The 19,278-nt window shown below is 65.5% G+C and carries 11 protein-coding genes; 5 read left to right on the top strand and 6 right to left on the bottom strand.

Going from position 1 to position 19,278, the window contains the following annotated elements:
• Window positions 1–12 precede the first annotated feature (12 nt).
• The 3 genes from AC1ME3_RS03710 to AC1ME3_RS03700 all read right to left on the bottom strand — a co-directional run bounded on the left by AC1ME3_RS03710 (window position 13) and on the right by AC1ME3_RS03700 (window position 6,559).
• Window positions 13–1,965: a sialate O-acetylesterase gene (locus AC1ME3_RS03710; protein ID WP_480954903.1), complete on the bottom strand. Its 1,953-nt coding sequence runs from the start codon at window positions 1,963–1,965 to the stop codon at window positions 13–15.
• An 18-nt stretch (window positions 1,966–1,983) separates the two neighbouring features.
• Window positions 1,984–3,525: a tryptophan halogenase family protein gene (locus tag AC1ME3_RS03705; RefSeq protein ID WP_480954902.1), complete on the bottom strand. Its 1,542-nt coding sequence runs from the start codon at window positions 3,523–3,525 to the stop codon at window positions 1,984–1,986.
• A gap of 64 nt (window positions 3,526–3,589) precedes the next feature.
• Window positions 3,590–6,559 (bottom strand): TonB-dependent receptor, encoded by a 2,970-nt coding sequence (locus AC1ME3_RS03700; RefSeq protein ID WP_480955752.1) that lies wholly within the window; start codon window positions 6,557–6,559, stop codon window positions 3,590–3,592.
• Between the two features lie 324 nt (window positions 6,560–6,883).
• On the opposite strand from AC1ME3_RS03700, the gene AC1ME3_RS03695 reads away from it, so the two are divergent.
• Together AC1ME3_RS03695 and AC1ME3_RS03690 are read left to right on the top strand one after the other, a co-directional pair.
• The gene (locus AC1ME3_RS03695) at window positions 6,884–7,567 is read left to right on the top strand and encodes a SapC family protein (protein ID WP_480954901.1); all 684 of its coding nucleotides are present in this window, start codon (window positions 6,884–6,886) and stop codon (window positions 7,565–7,567) included.
• On the top strand, window positions 7,567–8,580 hold the full coding sequence (locus tag AC1ME3_RS03690) for a cupin-like domain-containing protein (protein ID WP_480954900.1): 1,014 nt from the start codon (window positions 7,567–7,569) through the stop codon (window positions 8,578–8,580). The genes AC1ME3_RS03695 and AC1ME3_RS03690 overlap by 1 nt, the downstream gene beginning before the upstream one ends.
• Window positions 8,581–8,605: 25 nt before the next feature.
• Here AC1ME3_RS03690 and AC1ME3_RS03685 read toward each other — a convergent pair whose 3' ends face one another.
• The 3 genes from AC1ME3_RS03685 to AC1ME3_RS03675 all read right to left on the bottom strand — a co-directional run bounded on the left by AC1ME3_RS03685 (window position 8,606) and on the right by AC1ME3_RS03675 (window position 13,886).
• A complete protein-coding gene (locus AC1ME3_RS03685; protein ID WP_480954899.1) occupies window positions 8,606–9,535 on the bottom strand; it encodes an alpha/beta hydrolase in 930 nt (309 codons plus the stop codon).
• 31 nt (window positions 9,536–9,566) lie between these two features.
• Window positions 9,567–12,653, bottom strand: a complete 3,087-nt coding sequence (locus AC1ME3_RS03680; protein WP_480954898.1) for a TonB-dependent receptor plug domain-containing protein — start codon at window positions 12,651–12,653, stop codon at window positions 9,567–9,569.
• A gap of 186 nt (window positions 12,654–12,839) precedes the next feature.
• Complete coding sequence (locus AC1ME3_RS03675; protein WP_480954897.1) at window positions 12,840–13,886, bottom strand: LacI family DNA-binding transcriptional regulator; 1,047 nt, start codon at window positions 13,884–13,886, stop codon at window positions 12,840–12,842.
• A gap of 261 nt (window positions 13,887–14,147) precedes the next feature.
• On the opposite strand from AC1ME3_RS03675, the gene AC1ME3_RS03670 reads away from it, so the two are divergent.
• From AC1ME3_RS03670 to AC1ME3_RS03660, 3 genes are all read left to right on the top strand, one after another.
• Window positions 14,148–16,235: an alpha-L-arabinofuranosidase C-terminal domain-containing protein gene (locus tag AC1ME3_RS03670; RefSeq protein WP_480954896.1), complete on the top strand. Its 2,088-nt coding sequence runs from the start codon at window positions 14,148–14,150 to the stop codon at window positions 16,233–16,235.
• Window positions 16,236–16,370: 135 nt separating this feature from the next.
• Entirely contained in the window at window positions 16,371–17,612 is a 1,242-nt protein-coding gene (locus AC1ME3_RS03665; RefSeq protein WP_480954895.1) for an MFS transporter, read from the top strand.
• The gene (locus AC1ME3_RS03660; RefSeq protein ID WP_480954894.1) at window positions 17,609–19,225 is read left to right on the top strand and encodes a glycoside hydrolase family 43 protein; all 1,617 of its coding nucleotides are present in this window, start codon (window positions 17,609–17,611) and stop codon (window positions 19,223–19,225) included. Before AC1ME3_RS03665 ends, AC1ME3_RS03660 begins: the two co-directional genes overlap by 4 nt.
• The last annotated feature ends 53 nt before the right edge of the window (window positions 19,226–19,278 follow it).

Below are 19,278 nucleotides of genomic sequence, written 5' to 3'. Positions count from 1 at the left end.
CCCGTTCGGGGCTTATCGAGCCGGCAGGACCGGCACCTCGAACGTGCCGACGGGCAGCGGTGCGTCGTCGGCGAGGTTGGTCGCCGGGGCGTCGGCCCACGCGTAGCGGACACGTGTGACGGGTTGGCCATCGCCGGGCAGCAGCACCTCGGACCCCGCGACCTTGCCCGGAGCGTAGCGGCAAGTGCCGACCGCGGCGCCGCACAGTTCGAAGCCGATCGCCTGCGCGGCACTGCGGGCATGCAGCGCGCCCGTCACACCGCTGAACCGTACCGTGACGCCGCCATCCGCCGTGCGCGTTGCATCGGCGACGGCAGGGCCGGAGGGCGCGATTTTCTCGCCGTACACCGCGGCGCGCATCACGCGGGCGAGCCTTTGCCCGACCTCGTGCTTCTCGCCGGGATGGATGTCGAGCGCATCGCCGAGGTCGAGCGCGACGGCGATGCCGGCATGGGGGTCCGCCGCGGCGACGCGTCGCTGCGCATCGCGGACGTCGCCCCAGCCGCTCTCGCTCGGGGCGATCGCAGGGCTGCCGTAATTGGCGAGCTGGACGATGCCGAACCCGGTGTCGGGCGTGCCGAAACGGTGGCGCCAGTCGGCGATCAACGCGGTCATCCGGCGGTCGTACCCGGGGATGCCGGTGTCGGACTCGCCCTGGTACCAGGCCATGCCAGCGAACTTCGTAGCACCGAGCGGCGCGATCATCGCATTGTAGAGCGTGCCAGCACCGTTGATGTCGTCCCACGGCACGCGCGGTGCGGCGCCAGCGATCCGCTTGGCGATCGCATAGCGCCAGCCGGTGCCGAGCGGCACGCTGGTCCCGTCGGTAAACGACAGCCGCATCGAATCCGCCGGGCCGGTCATCCCGCCATAGGCATAGACGTCGTCGTCGTTGACGGTGATGACGTTGCGCCCGGCCTTCAGGCTGCCGGCGGGCAGCGCGTAGACGCGCGATTGCGAGGCTAGGCTGCTGCCCCCGACGCCCACGCCGTTGACCCAGGTGCGGTCCGCGTCGTCGACCATGCCCAGCACCAAGGTTGCCGGGCCGCGTGCCTGTTCGGCGGTCAGCTGCACCTCGTGCTGGTACCAGATCATGCCGTTGTAATCGGCGAGTGCGGGGACGCCCCAGGTCTCGAAATTGGTCATCGCGGGCACCGGATGCCAGTCGAGCGCGGCATCGGGCTGCCACGGCTCGCGGCCGGCGGCGTCGCCCGAGCCGTCGCGCCACCAGCTTTCCCAGATCGTCGATGCCTGCCGGTTGGCGGCGGCGGGATCGCGGGCATAGAGCGCGAGCAGGTCCGCGGGGGCGCCGAGCCCGGCCTGGCGCAGCGCAGGATCGCTCATCCACGCGCTGATCCGCGACCCGCCCCAGCTCGAATGCACCGCACCGATCGGTACGCCGGACGTACGGCGCAGCGCCTGGACCATGTAAAAGCACGCCGCCGAGAAGCTGGGCGCGGTTGTCGGACCGGACACTGCCCACGTCGGCTGTTGGGCAAACCGCGCGACCGGTGCGGCGGCGGAGACCTTGGCGATCGTCAGCAGGCGCAGCTTGTCGTCGACTTCCGGGTGCGCGTCGGGAAACAGGCCCTGTCCCTGCTCGACGCGGAGTTCCATGTTGCTCTGGCCCGAACACAGGAAGACGTCGCCGACCAGGATATCGCGCAGGACCGCTGCGCCGCTCGGGGCGGCGATCGTCAGGTCGTAGGGTCCACCGGCGGGGAGGGCGGGGAGGCTCGCCGAAAAACTGCCGTCGCGCGCGGCCTTGGCGGTGACGCTGCGCCCGGCCAGCGTGATCATCACGGTTTCGCCCGCCGCGGCCTGCCCGGTCAGCACGATCGGCTGCCCGCGCTGGATGACCGCGTGATCGCCCATGACGCCGTCGAGGCGCGGAGCCGCCGACGCGGCGGTCGCACCGATGGTTAGGATCGCACCCATGGCCAGGCACGCTGTGACGGTCCGCATGTTGTATTCCCCTGACGGCTAGATCGGCTGGAGGCCGTGGCGTTTGATTCGGTCGATGAGATCGCGGTGGCCGGGCAGGCTGCTCACCAGCCGCTGCGTCTGCACCTGGTTGTCGTGCCGCGCGCGCCGAGCCAGCGCGACATCGTCGTCGATCGACCCCGGCATCACCGCGGTCCGCGCGCCCATGCCGTACAGCACATATTGATAGCTCGCCGACGGGAAGACCTCCTCGGCGCGATCGAATTCGTCATGAACCCAGGGCGACTGGAACCGCCACAACTCCATCAGGCCCGCTAGCCGGTCGGGGATCGACTCCGGGCGGACATTGTCGCGCCAGAACGCGGTGTCGGTCCGCTTCGTCAGCGCATAATGCAGCTTGAGGAAGTCGATGATCCGCCCCCAGCGATAATGCGCCGTGTCGTTGAAGCGGTGCGCGACGACGTCCATCACTTCGCGACACGCGGGCATCTGCTCGGCGATCATCTTCGCCGACAACTCGATCAGGACGATCGCGGAGGCCTCCAGCGGTTCGAGAAACCCTGCGGCGAGCCCGACCGCGACGCAGTTGCGCACCCAGAACTGCTCGCGGTGGCCGGCACGGATCGCCAGTCGACGCGCGGTCAGGTCACGCGCCGCGGGCCCGATATAGTCGCGCAACTCCTGCTCGGCGGCGTCCGCGCTGATGTGGCTGCTGGAGAAGACATGACCTACCCCGCGCCGCGTCGGCAGGCCGATGTCCCAGATCCAGCCGGCGGACTGCGCGGTCGAAATCGTGTGGCTCGCGATCGGTGCGTCGGGCACGTCATAGGGCACCTGCATCGCCAGCGCGGTGTCGCAGAACAATATGTCGGTGCAACTGCGGAACGGCACCTTCATCGCGCCGCCGATCAGCAGCGCGGCGAACCCGGTGCAGTCGATGAACAGGTCGCCCGCGATCGATATGCCCTGTTCGGTATCGAGGCTGGCGATGTCGCCGCTCTCGTCGAGCCGAACCTCGGTGACGTCGGCCTTCACATGGCGGACGCCGAGCGTGTCGCAGCAATGCCGCTGGAGGAAGTGCGAGAATTTGCCCGCGTCGAGGTGATAGGCGTAGTTCGCATGGCCGTCATATTCGGGCGTCGCGATCGTCTTGGGGCCTAGCCCTTCGTCGCAGATCCGGCCCTGCGGCGTGACCGTGTCGCAGAACGTCGCGTTGCCCTCGTCCGCAAGCCAGTGCGGCGCGAGGTTCACCTGCCCGAAGTGCTGCGGGAGCATCAGCGGGTGGTAATAGCCATCGTCCGGCGCACCGGTGGTCCAGCGATTGAACCGTGCGCCCTGCTTGAACGACGCGTCGCACTGCCGGAACAGTTCGGTCTCCGATACGCCCATCTTCTTGAGCGTCGAACGCAGCGTCGGCCATGTTCCTTCGCCGACGCCGATCGTCGGGACGTTGGGCGATTCGACCAAAGTGACGGTGAAGCCGTGTTGGCGTCGCGCCTGGTGCTTGGCCGCGATCACGCCCGCGGTCAGCCACCCTGCGGTGCCGCCGCCGACGATAACGATGTTCTGAATTTCGTGCATGGTGCAGCGTAATCGAAAAAAAGGCGGAGCACGAACAGGTCGTGCTCCGCCAGGGGGAGGGGGATCAGAAGTGGAAGCGGACGCCTGCGGTGTAGCGGCGGCCGTAGTCGAACACGTCGAGCAACTGGTTGTCGTAGCGCCCGTGCGTGCTCTGCTGGTTGTTGTTGACGTTCAACGCTTCGGCGAAGACGCTGAACTGCCTGTTAATGTCGTAGCTCGTCGACAGATCGACCTGGAAGCTCTGGTCGACGAAGGTCGGCTCGGACCCGAACGAGCCGGTATTCTGGTTCTGGCCGAACGCCAGGAGATACTGGTCACGCCAGTTGAGCGCGGTGCGGAACTGGAACCCGTTCTTTTCGTAGAAGCCAACGAAGTTCGCCGAGTTTGCCAACCCGGTAACCGCGAAGCCGGTCTGCGAGATGTTCTTGTCGTCATACGGCCGGTTGGTGTTGACGAAGGTCGCGTTGGCTTGGAACCCGAAGCCCGAGGTGCCGAACACCTGCTGCCAGGCTAGCTCGACGCCGCGGACGGTGGCATCCGGTCCGTTTACCTGCTGCGTGACGGCGAAGCTCGCCAAGGTGCCCGTCGTCGGATCGATCAAGCCGTTGATCGACTGCCGCGTCACGCCGCCAACCACGAAATTGCTGACGTTCTTCAGGAAGAACCCGACCGAGAGATACGAGTTGCGCTGATAATACCATTCGGCCCCGACGTCGAAATTGTCGGCGAGATACGGACGCAGGTTCGGATTGCCGCCGCTGGCTGACAAGGCGCCGATGCGTTGACCATTGCCGACATTGAGCACCGGGTTCAGCAGATTCAACGACGGACGGGTCAGCGTGCGCGAGGCGTCGAAGCGAAGGATCAGGTTGTCGGCGAGTTCCAGCTTCGCATCCATGCTGGGCAACAGATACGAATACGAGCTGTTGCTCCTGACGTCCTGCACGTTCGTGTAGGTCGGGATGCTGAGCAGCGTCCGGTCCGCCGTGCTGGTGACGAGCGCGGTGGGCAGGCGGCCCTGTCCGACAGATGCCAGATTGGTGTTCTCGTTACGCACGCCTGCGTTGAACGTGAACGGCAGGCTGCCGATCTCGGTCTTGAAGTTAACGCTGAAGTACAGCGACCAAGTCCGCTCTCGAATCCGCGCGATGCTCCCGGGATCGACCGCTTCGTCGAACGCACCGGTGAAGCCGGTCACGTTGGCATAATTGAACCCCGGCACGTTCTGTGCCTGCGGATTACCCAAGCTGGACAGGAAGTTTTGATAGGCGATCGGGCTGAACACGAACACCGATGGCGGCAGACTGCCGTTGAAGCCCGGGATGAAGTTGTTGAGGCTGATTGATCCCTGATACAAGTCGGCGGGCAGTGGCGAGATACCGGATGTTCCGCGGGAGGGCCCGCCGTAACCGGCATAGGCCTGCCAGAAATTGTTCGTGAAGGTGCTCGTATTGCGGAAATTGAACGTGTCCTGATAATATTGGCCACCGGCCTTGATCGTCAGGTCATCCTGCTTCCAGGTGGCATTGCCGCGGAACTGCGCGAGTTCGTCGGTATTGCGTTGCGTCTGATTGACCGCGACGTGCGAGCCGATCAACGACTGGTCCGCCCAGCGTGCGCCATCACCGGCGGGACCAAAGTTGCTGATCGTTGGGAAAGCATCGCTGCTTTTGCCATCGACGGTGAAGCGCAGGACATTGCCTAGGGCATTGCCGTAGCCGATGTCGCCATTCTGGCTGCCGATTACGTTGCCGGGGTTCCGCCAACTCTTCGCATAGGAACCGTCTGCCTCCAGCGTGAGGTTTTCGGTTACATCGTATTTGACGTTCAGCCCGGTCTGGTTGGTCTGAAGGATTTCCGTGTTGCGCGCGGCAGTGAAGTCGGTTGGCGTGCCGGTCTGGGTAAAATCTACCGCGGTCCCGTTCTTGTCGAGCGTCACGTTGCGCAAGTCGCCCTGGTTGAACCAGACGCCGAACGCGTAGTTGTTCTGAGTAATTTCCTGACGCGAGAAATTATTGTCGAGCGTTACCATCAGGTCGTCGGTCGGATGATATTGGAATGCGACGCGCGCATCGACACGCTCATCTTTGACGCGCTGCTGTTCGGCGCCATATTGCTGCGGGAACCAGCCTGGCAGGTTCTGCCGGTTGTTCGGATTGGCATAGCCTGCCGACGCAGTGTCGCTGGTCGGGGCGCACGCCCCGGTGCTGCCCGCGAGCTGGCACGGCGCGAAGTTTCCGCCCGGCCAGCCGGACACGTACACGCGGTTGGTATCGGTCTTACGCTGCGTGTAGATCACGTCCGCCAAGACGCCGAACGTTTCATCCTTGTTCGTGCTGCTGATCAGGAGACCAGCGGTCGGCGCGATCTTGCCCGAGCGGTCCTGGATCGAACCAGAACCAGATGCGGCAAGGCGGAAGCCCGGATGATCGAATGGCTTCGGGAACTGGATGTCCACGGTCGCACCGATCGAACTCGATGACAGAGTGACGTCGGGCGTCTTCAGAACACTGAGTTGGCCGATGAAGTCGACGCCGACGGTGCTGAAGTCGATCTGGCGACCGCCGGTCGCGGTCGAGATACGACGACCATCATACAGCGTCGTGTTGAAGTCGTTGCCAAAGCCGCGCACGGCAATGCCCGTGGGTTCACCGCGCGAGCCGGAGCGCTGGATCGTCACGCCAGGCAGGCGCTGCAAGGCGGCCGCGACGTTGGAGTCCGGGAACTTGCCGATGTCCTCGGCCGAGATGACGTCGACGATGCCCGACGACGTGCGCTTCAGGTCGAGGTTGCGCTGGAGCGATCCGCGCAGGCCGGTGACGATGATGTCGTCGCTTTGCGGTGCGCTGCCTTGGACGGTGTTGCCCTGCGACGCGTCGGGTGCGGTGGCGAGGTCCTGTGGCTGCCCGGCCTCCGACGCGGTCGTCGTATTCGCGGTCGTCGGGACAGCTGGCTGCGGCGCGGCCGGCTGCGTCGTCGTGCTGTTCTGAAGATTGCCCTGATCCTGCGCCATTGCCGGGAGCGACCACATCATCGCCAGTACGCTGGTCGCGCAGGCGAGTGCGCTCGATGGGTGGGTCAGGCCTCGAAAGCCGAAAGCGCGCGTATTGGTGGTCACGGTCAAACATCCCCTCATGCGGCGCCGCACCGCCCTTCTTTGGAGAGGCGTTCACGACAAAGTTGCTTCGACGATCGAATCATGCGCGTTTCCGCACCGTCTCGATCGTCTACGGTAGCGCTCACAATAATCACACTGCCGGCCAATGCAAGCAATTGTATGAGTGGTGGCGACGAAGCTTTGCAACCGGCGTCGCATGTGCGATCCCGTCGGCAACAAGACTGCACGGAGGGGAATGGGATGCCGATCTGGGAGATGCTGAGCCATGCGCAGCACGCGGCGTTGCGCGTATCGCGCGCGCATGATGGCGAGCGGCACTTCGCGCAGATCGTCGCCGATGAATTCCTCCAAGCCGCCCCCCATTATGCGATTCTCTTCACAAAGCACCCGGAGACGGGCGCCTTCTACGCCGGGGTCGTGATGGGACTCGAGCCGGGCCGCAACCTGATGGCGGTCAAGGGCACGTTGCCCGATTACCGGCCCGCCGACCTCGAACGGCAGGGCTTCTACATCACAGACGGGCAGTTGGTCGTCGACCGCGAGCATGGCGTTTTCGTGGAGCCAGACGGCCAGCTTTTGTTCGACATGAACGGTGAGGCAGCGCTACCACTCAAGCGCATCCAGCAGGCGCTTCACGTCCTACAGTCGGGCATTCCGGAGACCGATGCGCTGATCGAGCGTTTCCTCGCGCACCGCCTGCTCGAGCCGATCGACGTGACGATGAGCTTCGATGACGGCGAACATCTAACGCTCGAAGGGCTCTACACGATCAGCCTCGATGCGCTGCACACATTGCCCGATGCCGCGGTACTCGACCTGTTTCGCCGCGGCGACCTGCAACTCGCCTATGCGCAGGCTGGATCGATCCGCCATCTGCGGACGCTCGGCCGGATCCGGAACAATCGGCTGGCGGACATCGGCTGATGCTGCACGAGCCACCCGCCGACGCGTTGCGCGATCCGGACACTTTCCAGGCCGAGGTGATGGCGCGGTGCGAGCCCGCGGTGCTGCGCGGTGCGGCGCGGGATTGGGCGATGCTGTCGGGGGCGACGACGCCAAGTGCTGCGCTGGACGGCGTGGTGGCGCAGCTTCGCCGCTTCGATAGCGGCAAGCTCGCGGAGGTGTTCGTCGGCAAGCCCGAGATCGGCGCGCGGTACACTTACGACGCGACGCTCGCTGGTTTCAATTTCGACCGCAGCGCGGTGCCGTTCGGCGAGGCGCTGACGCGCATCCTCGACAGCGCGTCGGACCTCGACCGGGCGAGCATGTACATGGGATCGATGACCGCGGAGACGTATTTCCCCGGTATCGAGGAGACCACCCGCCTGCCGTTCGTACCGCCCGCGGTGCGCCCCCGGTTCTGGGTCGGGCACGCCTCGACCGTCGCCTGCCATTACGACACGATGGACAATGTCGCGTGCGTCGCGGCGGGGCGGCGGCGCTTCACGCTGTTCCCGCCGGACGCGATCCGCGACCTGTATGTGGGGCCGATCGACCACACGCTGGCCGGCCAGCCGATCAGCCTCGCGGTTGGCAGCGAGCCCGGCGACCTGCGCTTCCCCCGCTTCGAAAACGCCCGCGACCGCGCGCTGGTCGTCGAGATGGAGCCCGGCGACGCGCTCTACGTGCCGAAACTCTGGTGGCATCAGGTCGAGGCGGTCGGCGACGTCAACGTCCTGGTCAATTTCTGGTGGGACGGCTTCAGCGCAGGACCGGATCAGCCCTACACCGCGATGCTGCTGTCGCTCCTGACAATCGCCGAACGCCCGCCGGCCGAGCGCGCAGCATGGCGCGCGTGGTTCGATCATTACGTATTCCGCCCCGACGGCCACCCCCTCGCGTTCCTCCCGCCCGAACGCCACGGCGTGCTCGGCGCGTCGAAGGAGAATCACGGGCGCATCCGGACGTTGGTGATGCGCCTGCTGCGCGGCGGTTGAGCGTGCGTTGGGGTAATGTCTGAGGCTAGTCGAAGTGTTTCCGCTCGATTGTGAGCCGCTTGTCCTTGCAGAACCCGCAGTCCTTGCCGATCAAGCGTGCGGCGGCGGTTCGGTCGTTCTTCAGCTGCCAATCCAGCCAGGCGGTCACGACCTCTGCCGCAATACCGCCATGCGGCTGCATGTACGTGCCGCCATGGCCAACCGGTATGTTGACCAGCGCCGCGGGGATGTGATCGATCCGCTGGAAATCGTCGGTGCCGTTCGCGACCGCGATGTCGGTCGGGCCGCCGAGCACATATAGGATAGAGCCGTGCAGCGTTTTCAGCAGTGCCTTGTCAGACACGACGCCGCCGATCGGGTTCGCGCCCTCTGGGAAGAAGCCGCTGTTCATGATCACCGCGGTCGCCACACGCGGGTCCTGCGCCGCCGATAATGCCTGCAAGCCGCCGCAACTCCAGCCGGACGCCGCGATCTCGGTGGTGGCGATCCTGCCCTTGAACGGACTGCCGGCGCGGGCATTCTCGCGCTGTGCCCAGTCGATCGCGTCGGTCAGCGCGCGCGTCGGCGTTGCCGAGGTCAGCTTCGTGCCGGGGGCGGGGGTTGGGCCGGGTTTGGTGGCGGCGTCGGACTTCGGTTTTGGGATCGTGCCCGACGCGATGACGAGATAGCCGTGCGAGGCGATCTCCAGCAGGTGGTTGCGCGAACTCGTACCGTCCGCGCTGCAGCCGCCATTGCCGAAGACGTAGATTCCGAGCTTGGCCCGACCCAGCGCACCAAGATTCGCCGGGCGGTAGACGACATGGTCGGGCAGGTCCGGTCGTTCCTCGAAGATCGCGGGGTACGTGCCCGACCCGCGTTCCAGTGCCGCCGGTTGCGACGCCGCACCGTCAGCGGTCTGCGCGATCGCGGACGAGCCCAGCATCGTGCCGGCAATCAGAAGGGCGAGAGCGCGCATGCTGGATCTCCGTATTGGTAGGCGTGGGGCGTCAGAACGAGAAGCGGACGCCGACACGGTAGATGCGCCCGACGATGTCGTACAAGGCCGGGTTGGCGCTTTGCGGCGACGCGGCCGGGTCGTGATCGAAGACGTTGTCGACCTTGAAATAGCCGGACACCTGTTTGGTGATGGTATACGTTCCGCCGACGTCGAGATAGAAGGCGCCGGGCATGAAGTTGCGGTCGATCGTCGGCGCGGTGGTGGTCGAGAGCGGGCAGGTGCCGGGCGCGCAGACGACGTACTGGTTGCCGTAATTGCCGTCGCTGAACCAGCGTTCCTGCACCGTCAGGCTGAAGCGGTCGTTGCTGAACGCCTGTACCGCGAGCAGCTTCCAGCGCGGGGTGGCGCCGAGGTTCACGCCGGCGCCATCGGTCGAAATCGTCCCCGGCAGGCCGGTATCCGTGACGAACTTCCGAATGTGCGTCGCCAGGCCGCGGAGCGTGAACGTCCCGTCCACACCGAGCGGGCGCCGCCACCGATAGCTTGCCTCGATATCGAAGCCGTCGGTCTTGATCGACGCGAGGTTGAACGCCTGCGTATTGATGAAATTGGGACCGGCGGTGTTGTTGAGATTATACGCGCTGCACGTTTCGGGCAGGATGTTGCGGAAGCACAGATCGACGATCTGCGCCGCGCCAAGGCTGGAGATCACGTCGGTGACCTTGATGTTATAGTAATCGACCGAAGCGCTGAACCCCGGCAGCCAGGACGGATTGGCATAGACTGCACCGACCTCAGTATTGCGCGCGATCTCGGGGGTGAGTGCCGGGTTGCCGATCGCGTTCTGGATCGCCACGACGTTCACGTTGCGCGCAGGGTCGAGGAAGTTGGGCAGCGTCGTCGTCACCGGAGCGGCGAACAGCTCGGACAGATTGGGTGCGCGAACGTCGCGCGAGGTGACGCCGCGCAGGCGAAGTCCGTTGAGCGGCGTGTCCCATGTCCCGCCGATCTTCCACGTCCAGACCCGGCCCGAGGTGCTGTAGTCGGTGATGCGGGCCGCGCCGTTAATGTTGGCCCTGCCCATCATGTCCGACTTGAACAGCGGGACGTCCAGCTCGAGGAACGCTTCCTTGACGTCGTAGGCGCCGGTGCCGTTCTTGTAGTTGCCGGCATACCAGTTGTTGCCGGCCGCGAGCAGGGTCGGGTCGGCAGGGTATTCGCTGGTATAGGGACTGAGCGCGGAAACGCCGGCGCCGTATGCGTCCGCGCGGACCTTGTAGAATTCCTTGCGATATTCGCCGCCGAACGCGACCGACAAGGGACCCGCCCAGAGCTCGACGGGGGTGCCGGAGAAGGCGAGGCTCGCGACGTCCTGCGTCAGGTGAAGGCGCTGGATCGGGCCGTTCTCGGGCTGGACATACCGGCGTGCCGACTCAGAGGGCGTCGCGCCGCCGATGATGTTGAGCGGGATGCAGCCATTGGCGCGCGCGACCGGATTGGCGCAGACGATCGCGCCGTTGAGCGTGATCGCCTGGATCGCCTGGTTGAAATGCGGCGTGAGGACGATGTCGTCGACGTCGATCGCGGTATCGGTGATGCCGCGCTCGTAATAAGCGTCATAGGTCCAGGGCGACCCACCAATATCGAACTTGCCCTTCAGGCCGCCGACGACACGGTATTGGCGGCGGTCGGTATGGACGATGGTGTTCGGCAGGATCGCGACGCTGGCGCCGAACTGGAAGTCCGTGATCCCCGCGGTCGCGCACGCCGCCTGGATCGACGCCGGGACGAACGGGTTGGCGCACTGCAGCCTCAGGCCGGGTCGGTTGGCCCCGTTGGTCGGCTGGTTGTGGGTCTTCACCTGGCCGACGTTGACGCTGACATAGACTTCGTTGTCGGTCGCGAAATCATAGCCGATACGCCCATAGCTATCGAGGCGCTGGATCGCCGACTGCAAGGTGCGGCCGGTATCGATGTTCCCCGACAGGTCGCCGCCGACGCAGAAGCCGGGCAGGCAGCCTCGGACCGCGCCGGAATTGTCACGTGCGGGCACGCCGTTCGAGCCGTATTGGAACTGGAAGGGGCGGCCGCTCTGGTCGAACGCGGTGCCTTGCAGTGGACCGGCGGTGATGAGGCCGTATTTCGTAAAGTTATACGGCTGGGCGAAGTCGCGCAGGACGTATTGCGGCGATCCGTCGTCGACTACGTTGCGGTTGATCATCGTCGTCTGCGTGAACCAGTCGCGACCCCCGGCGAGGTCGGTGCCGAAATCGCCGGGGCCGACACCTGCTTCCTTGGCATATTCGCCGCTGACGACGAGGTGGAGTCGATCGTTCAGGTAGCTCCGTCCCGCGGCAAGCTGGATCAGCCCCTGACCGTCATCGCCGTAGTTGGTGATGCCGCCCTGGATGTTGCCCTTGAAGCCCTGGAAATGGGTGTCGGTGATGAAGTTGACGACGCCGCCGACCGCGTCCGATCCATAGGACGCCGACGCGCCGCCGTTGACGATGTCGACTCGCTTGATCAGCAATTGTGGGAGCAGGCTGACATCGGTGACGCCGGTATAATAGGCGCCGACGACGCGCTGGCCGTCGACCAAGGTGAGCGTACGGATCGTGCCCAGGCCCCGGAGCGAGAACGAACTCAGGCCCTGCTGGCCGCTCGACGTGCTGAACGTGTTGGTCGTCGAGCCGCTCGATCCCTGCAACGACGGCAGCTGCGCGATCGTCGTGAAGACGTTGGGCTGCGCGTTGTTCTGGATGTCGGCTTCGCTGATGACCGTGGTCGGCGTCGGGGCGGTGAAGCCGCTCGACTGGATCCGCGAGCCGGTGACGATGATGTCGGCGGTTCTGACGGCTTCGGGTTCGGCGGGCCTGGGCGTCTCGGCGACCGGCTCTGCGGAGGCGACGGTGTCGGTGGTTTGTGGAGTGGCGGCCTGTGCGAAAGACGGCGCTGCGTATAGCGAGAGGATGAGCGCGGCGATGCTGCTCGATCCGGCGATGAGGGTGCGCAGTTGCCGTGTAGTCGGACTGGAAATGGTAGAAATCGATCGTGGCGCTGCTGCTAAACGCGATGTGTCTTGCGCGCAAACGCTGGCGCGGACGTGAACCGACAGAGTCGTGATTCTGGAAACCATTGCATCCTACCCCCTTTTACGGCGCGCCGATTTACCAGCGTTCCTGCCACGTCATCCCGCAACTCGATGTTGCTGTTTGATAACGTTACCACGCAACAATGCGGCGACATCGTGGAGGAGTCAATACTCATACTATCGGTGCGGTGGAGTGAAGGTCGTCGACGTCCGCAGAAACGGCGGATGGCGTTAAGGCGTGGCGTCGTCCTGCGGCGGCGACGTCGACTGTCGCTTGACGATTGCGTGGTCCAGCACCCGGTCGGCCCGCTTTGCAGGGGTTCTTAGCGGCGTGGCGATCTCCGCGACCAGAAGGCCGAGCGCTTCTGCGGCGAGGCGGCGGACCGGCTGATGTACCGTGGTCAGCGGCGGCCACAGCATCACCGCCGCGGTGGTATCGTCGAACCCGACGACCGTCAGTTCGCGTGGCACGTCCAGCTGTCGCCGATGCGCGACCGACACGACGGCGGCGGCCATGTCGTCGTTGCTGGCGAAGATCGCGGTCGGGGGCGGATCGGCCTGGAGCAGCTGGTCGCCGGCGGCGAGTCCCGAGGCAAAGCTGAAATCGCCTTGCGCGATCGTTGCGCGAACGCCCGGATGTTCGCGCACCGCGGCGTAGAAGCCGTCGAGCCGCTTCAGACTGGCGACCTGGTCGGGGTTGCCGACGACGAACCCAAGCCGGCGATGACCCATCGCGATCAGCTCGCGCGTCATCTCGTACGCCGCGAGACGATCGTCGATACGGACGCAGATCACGTCGTCGACATCGTGCGCGCCGACCGCCGCCACCGGCACGCGCGCCTTGCGCAACACGTCGAGGACCGCCGCGGATTCACTCAATGGCGGCGCGCAGATCATGCCGGAGATACCCGTTGCGACCAGGTTCTCCAGCGCGGCGGGGCTCGGCGGACGGCCGTCCTCGCCCTTGAGCAAAATCAGGCGCGCGCCGCGAGTCGAGGCCTCCTCGAACACGCCGGTGAGGAAGTCGCTCATGAACGCGGCGCTCGGGTTGGCGTAGATCACGCCGATCTTGAGTTCGGTGGACGTGACCAGACTGCGCGCGGCGAGGTTCGGCGTGTAGCCCAGTGCGTCGATCGCATCCTGGACACTGGCGCGCGTGGTCGGATCGACGCTGGCGCGGCCGTTGATGACGCGCGACACCGTCATCGGGGATACCCCGGCCTGCGCGGCGACATCGATGATCGTCGGGCTGCGCGAGCGCCGAGCGCGTTCCTTCACACCGATCCCTTCAACCCCGCCCGACGATCGTCACGTCGAGCCCCTCAATACGAACCATACACGACGAAGCGACCTAGACCTTCGGTCCCGCGATGCAAGTTGGTCGGATCTCGACCAGAGTATGCCGACACGCCGAAAACGCATGTTGACGTTATCATTAGTCTGCGTAATCTATTTCGACATGCGCTACGACATCGGGATCGAACCGGCGCGTCGCGATCATCGCCGGAATGGCGAGCACGCACAAAAGGGGAGAGGTCGATGAAACCGGTCGTCGCAGCGTTCGTCCTGTTCGCGGGTCAAGCCACGGTCTTCGTCTCGGCCGAGGCGCAACGGGCTCAGCCTATCGCCGTCCGGATCGACGCAACGGCGCGGTCTGCGGCCGTCACACCCTATGAATACGGCATGTTCATCGAACCGATCGGCGGACTGGTCGCGCGGACGCTGTGGGCGGAGATGCTCGACGACCGGAAATTCTACTACCCGATCGGCCCTGCGGCGAGCGACGCGCCGCCACCGGTCAATGCCGAAGGGCGACCCGGAATCGTCTACCGCAAATGGCGCCCGATCGGCGGCGATGTGGCCGTCAAGATGGACACGCAGCATCCGTACGTCGGCACGCAGAGCGCGCGGATCGCGGTGTTCGCCGACCATGTCACCGGCATCGGCCAGAGCGGGATCGAGGTCGTCCGCGGCCGGCGGTATGTCGGCAAGCTCAGGCTGAGTGGCGAGCCAGGCGTGTCGGTGTCGGCGGCGTTGGTCTGGGGCGATCGGCCGCAGGAACGGCAGGTCGTGCCGTTGCCGGCGCCCGGCGCGGACTGGAGCGAGGCCAGCTTCGCGTTCACGCCGACCGCGGCGGCGACCGATGCGCGGTTGGAGATCACCGGCACTGGCAACGGCCCTGGCGTCTTTCGGGTCGGCGTGGTGTCGCTGATGCCGGCGGACAACGTCAATGGCTGGCGCGCGGATACGACCGCGATCGCGAAGTCGCTGAACTCGGGCTTCTGGCGCTTGCCCGGCGGAAACTTCCTGTCCGACTGGGATTGGCACGAGGCGATCGGGCCGCGCGACGCGCGCCCGCCGATGTTCGATCACGCCTGGAGCGCGATGCAGCCGAACGATCTCGGCATGGACGAATGGATGGACCTGACGCGTATCCTGGGCGTCGAACCCTATGTCACGGTCAATGCCGGGCTGGGCGATGCGAACTCGGCGGCGGAGGAAGTCGAATATCTCAACGGTGCGGCGACCTCCGGATGGGGCGCGAAGCGTGCGGCGAACGGTCATCCCGAGCCATACCGCGTCAAATGGTGGAACATCGGCAACGAACCGTTCGGCTGGTGGCAGATCGGCAAGACTTCGCTCGATTACTTCATGATCAAGCACAATGAATTCGCGAAGGCGATGCGCGCGAAGGACCCGTCGATAAGGCTGATCGCATCGGGCGCGATGCCCGACCAGTTGCATCCGAAGGGCGTGCAGCAGAACTCGTCGATCGAGAGCATCCAGGCGAAATTCGGTACCGAGGAGGACTGGACCGGCGGCTTCTTCGCCAAGGCATGGGGCAATTTCGACGGCATTACCGAGCATTGGTATGATCGCGCGGAAAAACGGCCCGATGCGCCGGCCGCCGACGAACTGATCGAGTTCGTCCGTTCGCCGTCGAACCATGTTCGCATGGAGGCGGAGGAATGGGCGATCTACGAGACGAAGTTCCCGAAGATTCGCGCCGCCAAGACGTTCCTGTCGATCGACGAATACGCGTACATGGCCGGACCGCCGACGCTCAAATCCTCGCTGGCCTATGCGATGGTATTCCAGGAGATGCTCCGCCACACCGATTTCCTGACGATGTCGGCGTTCACGACCGGCGTTTCGACGATGGACATCTCGCCATCCGCCGCGACCCTCAACGCCACTGGCACCGTATTTAAACTGTACGGCGAGCATTTCGGCGCCGGGACGGTTCCGCTGAAAGTCGATGGCGATGTACCGCAACCAGAGCCAAAGTATCCAGTCGGCCATGCGCATCCCAAGGTGCGCGCGGGCAGCCCGACTTATCCGCTCGACGTGATCGCGGGGCTGTCGCCGGACGGCACCAAACTGCGCCTCGCAGTGGTGAACGCGACGTTCCGGCCGCAGCGACTGAACCTTGCGCTTTCCGGCATGAGGCTGCGAAGCGGCGGCAGACGCTGGGTCATGACCGGCAAGACGGTGGAGGCGGCAAACACGATCGCCTACCCGAACGGCGTGACGATCGTCGGAAGCAAGGTGGCGGGGACACGCACCGTGATGGTACCGGCGATCTCCGCGGCGATCTACGAAATGCCGATCGCGGCGGCGCACTGAGCCGGACCGCGACCGCGCCGCGCGTGGCTACAGTTGCTCTCGACCGCATTTCGACGCGTTTTTGCAGCAGCAATGCTTGCCTAATGCGAGCGTCGGCGTCTACCACGCGATGATAACGTTACCGAGGGGGTGAGGGTGCGGCGTTTCAGGAATATCCGCTGGACCATCATCGGCCTGTTCGTGGTGGCGATGGTCATCAACTATCTTGCACGCAGCGTGCTGGGCGTCGCGGCGCCGGCGATTATGACCGAGCAGCATATCAGCGCCGCCGAATATTCCTGGATCACCGGCGCATTCCAGATCGGCATCATGTTCCAGCCGCTCGCCGGCTATGTGCTCGACGTGGTCGGGCTGAAGATCGGCTTCACGCTGTTCGTCACGGTCTGGTCGCTGATCACGATGGCGCACGGACTGGCGACCGGCTGGATGGGATTCGCCGGCCTGCGCGGCGCGCTGGGGCTGGTCGAGGGATCGGCGCAGCCCGCGGGCATGAAGCTGGTTGCCGAATGGTTTCCGGCACGCGAGCGCGGCGTCGCGGGCGGCATCTATCAGATCGGGGCCTCGTTCGGCGCGGTGTTCGCGCCGCCGCTGGTGGCCTGGGCGGTGCTCAGCCATAGCTGGCACGCGGCCTTCTTCATCGCCGGTGCGCTCGGGCTGGTGTGGGTTATCGCCTGGCTATTCTGGTATGCGCCGCCCGCGAAACATCGACGGCTGTCGCCGGCGGAACGCACGCTGATCATCGAAGGACAGGAGGCATCGCTCGCCACGCACCGCAAGCGTCCGCCGCTCGGCGAACTGCTGCGGCGGCGTAACCTGTGGGCAATCGCGGCGGCGCGGTTCCTCGCCGATCCGGTGTGGGGCATGCTGTCGTTCTGGATGCCGCTATACCTCGTGCAGGTGCGCCATTTCGATCTCGGCCAGATCGCGATGTTCGCGTGGCTGCCGTTCCTGGCGGCGGACCTCGGATGCCTGTTTGGGCCGATCGTGGTGGCGTGGCTGCAACGGCGCGGTGTCGACCTTATCGATGCGCGGCGTGGCGCCTTCACGGTAGGCGCGGTGCTGATGACGGGGATGATGTTCGTCGGCACGGTGACCAGCCCGATCGCGGCGATCGCGCTGCTGTGCCTCGGTGGTTTTGCGCACCAGACGCTGTCGGTGACCGTCATCACGCTGTCGTCGGACCTGTTCCCGCAGGATCAGGTCGCGACCGCGACGGGGATGTCGGGCACCGCCGCCAATCTCGGCGTCCTGATCTTCACGCTGGTGCTCGGCTCGATGGTCGCGGAGGTCGGCTACCAGCCGTTCTTCATCCTGCTCGGACTGCTCGACCTGGTCGGCGCCGCACTCCTCTGGGTCCTGATACGAAAGCCCGCATGACTATTCGAAATCCGATCCTTCCCGGCTTCAATCCGGACCCATCGATCGTCCGCGTCGGCGACGATTACTACATCGCGACCTCGACCTTCGAATGGTATCCGGGCGTCCAGATCCACCATTCGCGCGACCTCGCGAACTGGCGGCTGGTAACGCGACCGCTCAACCGCGCGAGCCAGTTGGACATGCGCGGGAATCCGGACTCGTGCGGAGTCTGGGCGCCGGACCTGAGCCATGCGAACGGTCGGTTCCACCTGATCTACACCGACGTGAAGCGCTACGGCCAGACGACGATCGACGGTGCGCGGGGCGCGTCGCTGCGCGATTTCCACAATTACTGGGTCACGGCGGAGCATATCGACGGGCCTTGGTCCGATCCCGTCCACCTCAACAGCAGTGGTTTCGACCCGGCGCTGTTCCATGACGATGACGGGCGGAGCTGGCTGCTCAACATGCTGTGGGACCACCGGCCGGGCGGGCGGCGCTTTGCCGGGATCGTGGCGCAGGAGATCGACCTCGCGACGGGCGGCATGCTCGGCGACCATAGGATGATCTTCGAGGGCACGTCGCTTGGCTTCACCGAGGGCCCGCACCTCTACAAACGCGACGGCTGGTATCACCTGCTGGTCGCGGAAGGCGGCACCGAGCGCAACCATGCCGTCGTGATGGCGCGGTCGCGGTCGCTGTTCGGACCGTACGAGGTGCATCCGGATGGCCCGGTACTGACCGCGGCGGGCAAGCAGGGCGTGCAGTTGCAGCGGACCGGGCACGGCGATCTGGTCGAAACGCCGACCGGCGAAACCTGGATGGTGTATCTGTGCGGACGGCCGCTGCCCGTCAGCGATCGATGCGTGCTGGGGCGCGAGACCGCGATCCAGCCGATGCGCTGGGGCGAGGACGGCTGGCTGCGGACGCTCGATGGCGACGCGAGTCCGGCGCTGATCGTGGAGGATGGCACGGCGTCGGCCGCTTCCGAACCGCCGCGCGAGCGCAGCGCGTTCGATACCGCGACGCTGCCCGAGGCCTTCCAGTGGCTGCGCACGCCGGATGCCGACCGGTTGTTCAGCCTAACCGCGCGGCCCGGTTATCTGCGCCTCTACGGCCGCGAGACGATCGGGAGCCACTTCACGCAGTCGCTGGTCGCGCGCCGGCAGCAGGCGTTCGCCTATGCCGCTGAGACGCTCGTCACGTTCGAACCGCGTCACTTCCAGCAGGCGGGGGGGCTGGTCTGCTACTATAATTCGACGAAGTTTCATTATCTGCACGTCACCGCCGACGACGATGGCCGGCGCGTGCTGCAGGTGCTGTCGGCGATACCGACCCCGCTCGGCAGCAGCGTGATCACCCAGCCGATCGCGATCGACGCGGGCCCGATCGGATTGCGGGTCGAGGTGGATCACGAAAGCCTTCGCTTCGGATACCGGAATGCGCAATCGAGCGCGTGGACCTGGCTCGCGGACCGGTTCGACGCGAGCATCCTGTCCGATGAGGCGACCTTGCCGGGCCTGCCCAACTTCACCGGCGCCTTTGTCGGGATGGCGTGCCAGGATATGTCGGGATCAGGCGAACCCGCCGATTTCAGCTATTTCGAGTATGTCGAAGCCGGCGGCGACTGAACGGACTGAACGCGGCGTTGATCCCCGTTCAGTCCGTGACCACTGGCCCAGTC

The sequence above is a fragment of the Sphingomonas sp. BL2 genome, from assembly GCF_056680015.1.
The sequence above is the reverse complement of the archived record's forward strand: the minus strand, read 5'-3'. Positions and strand labels throughout refer to the sequence as shown.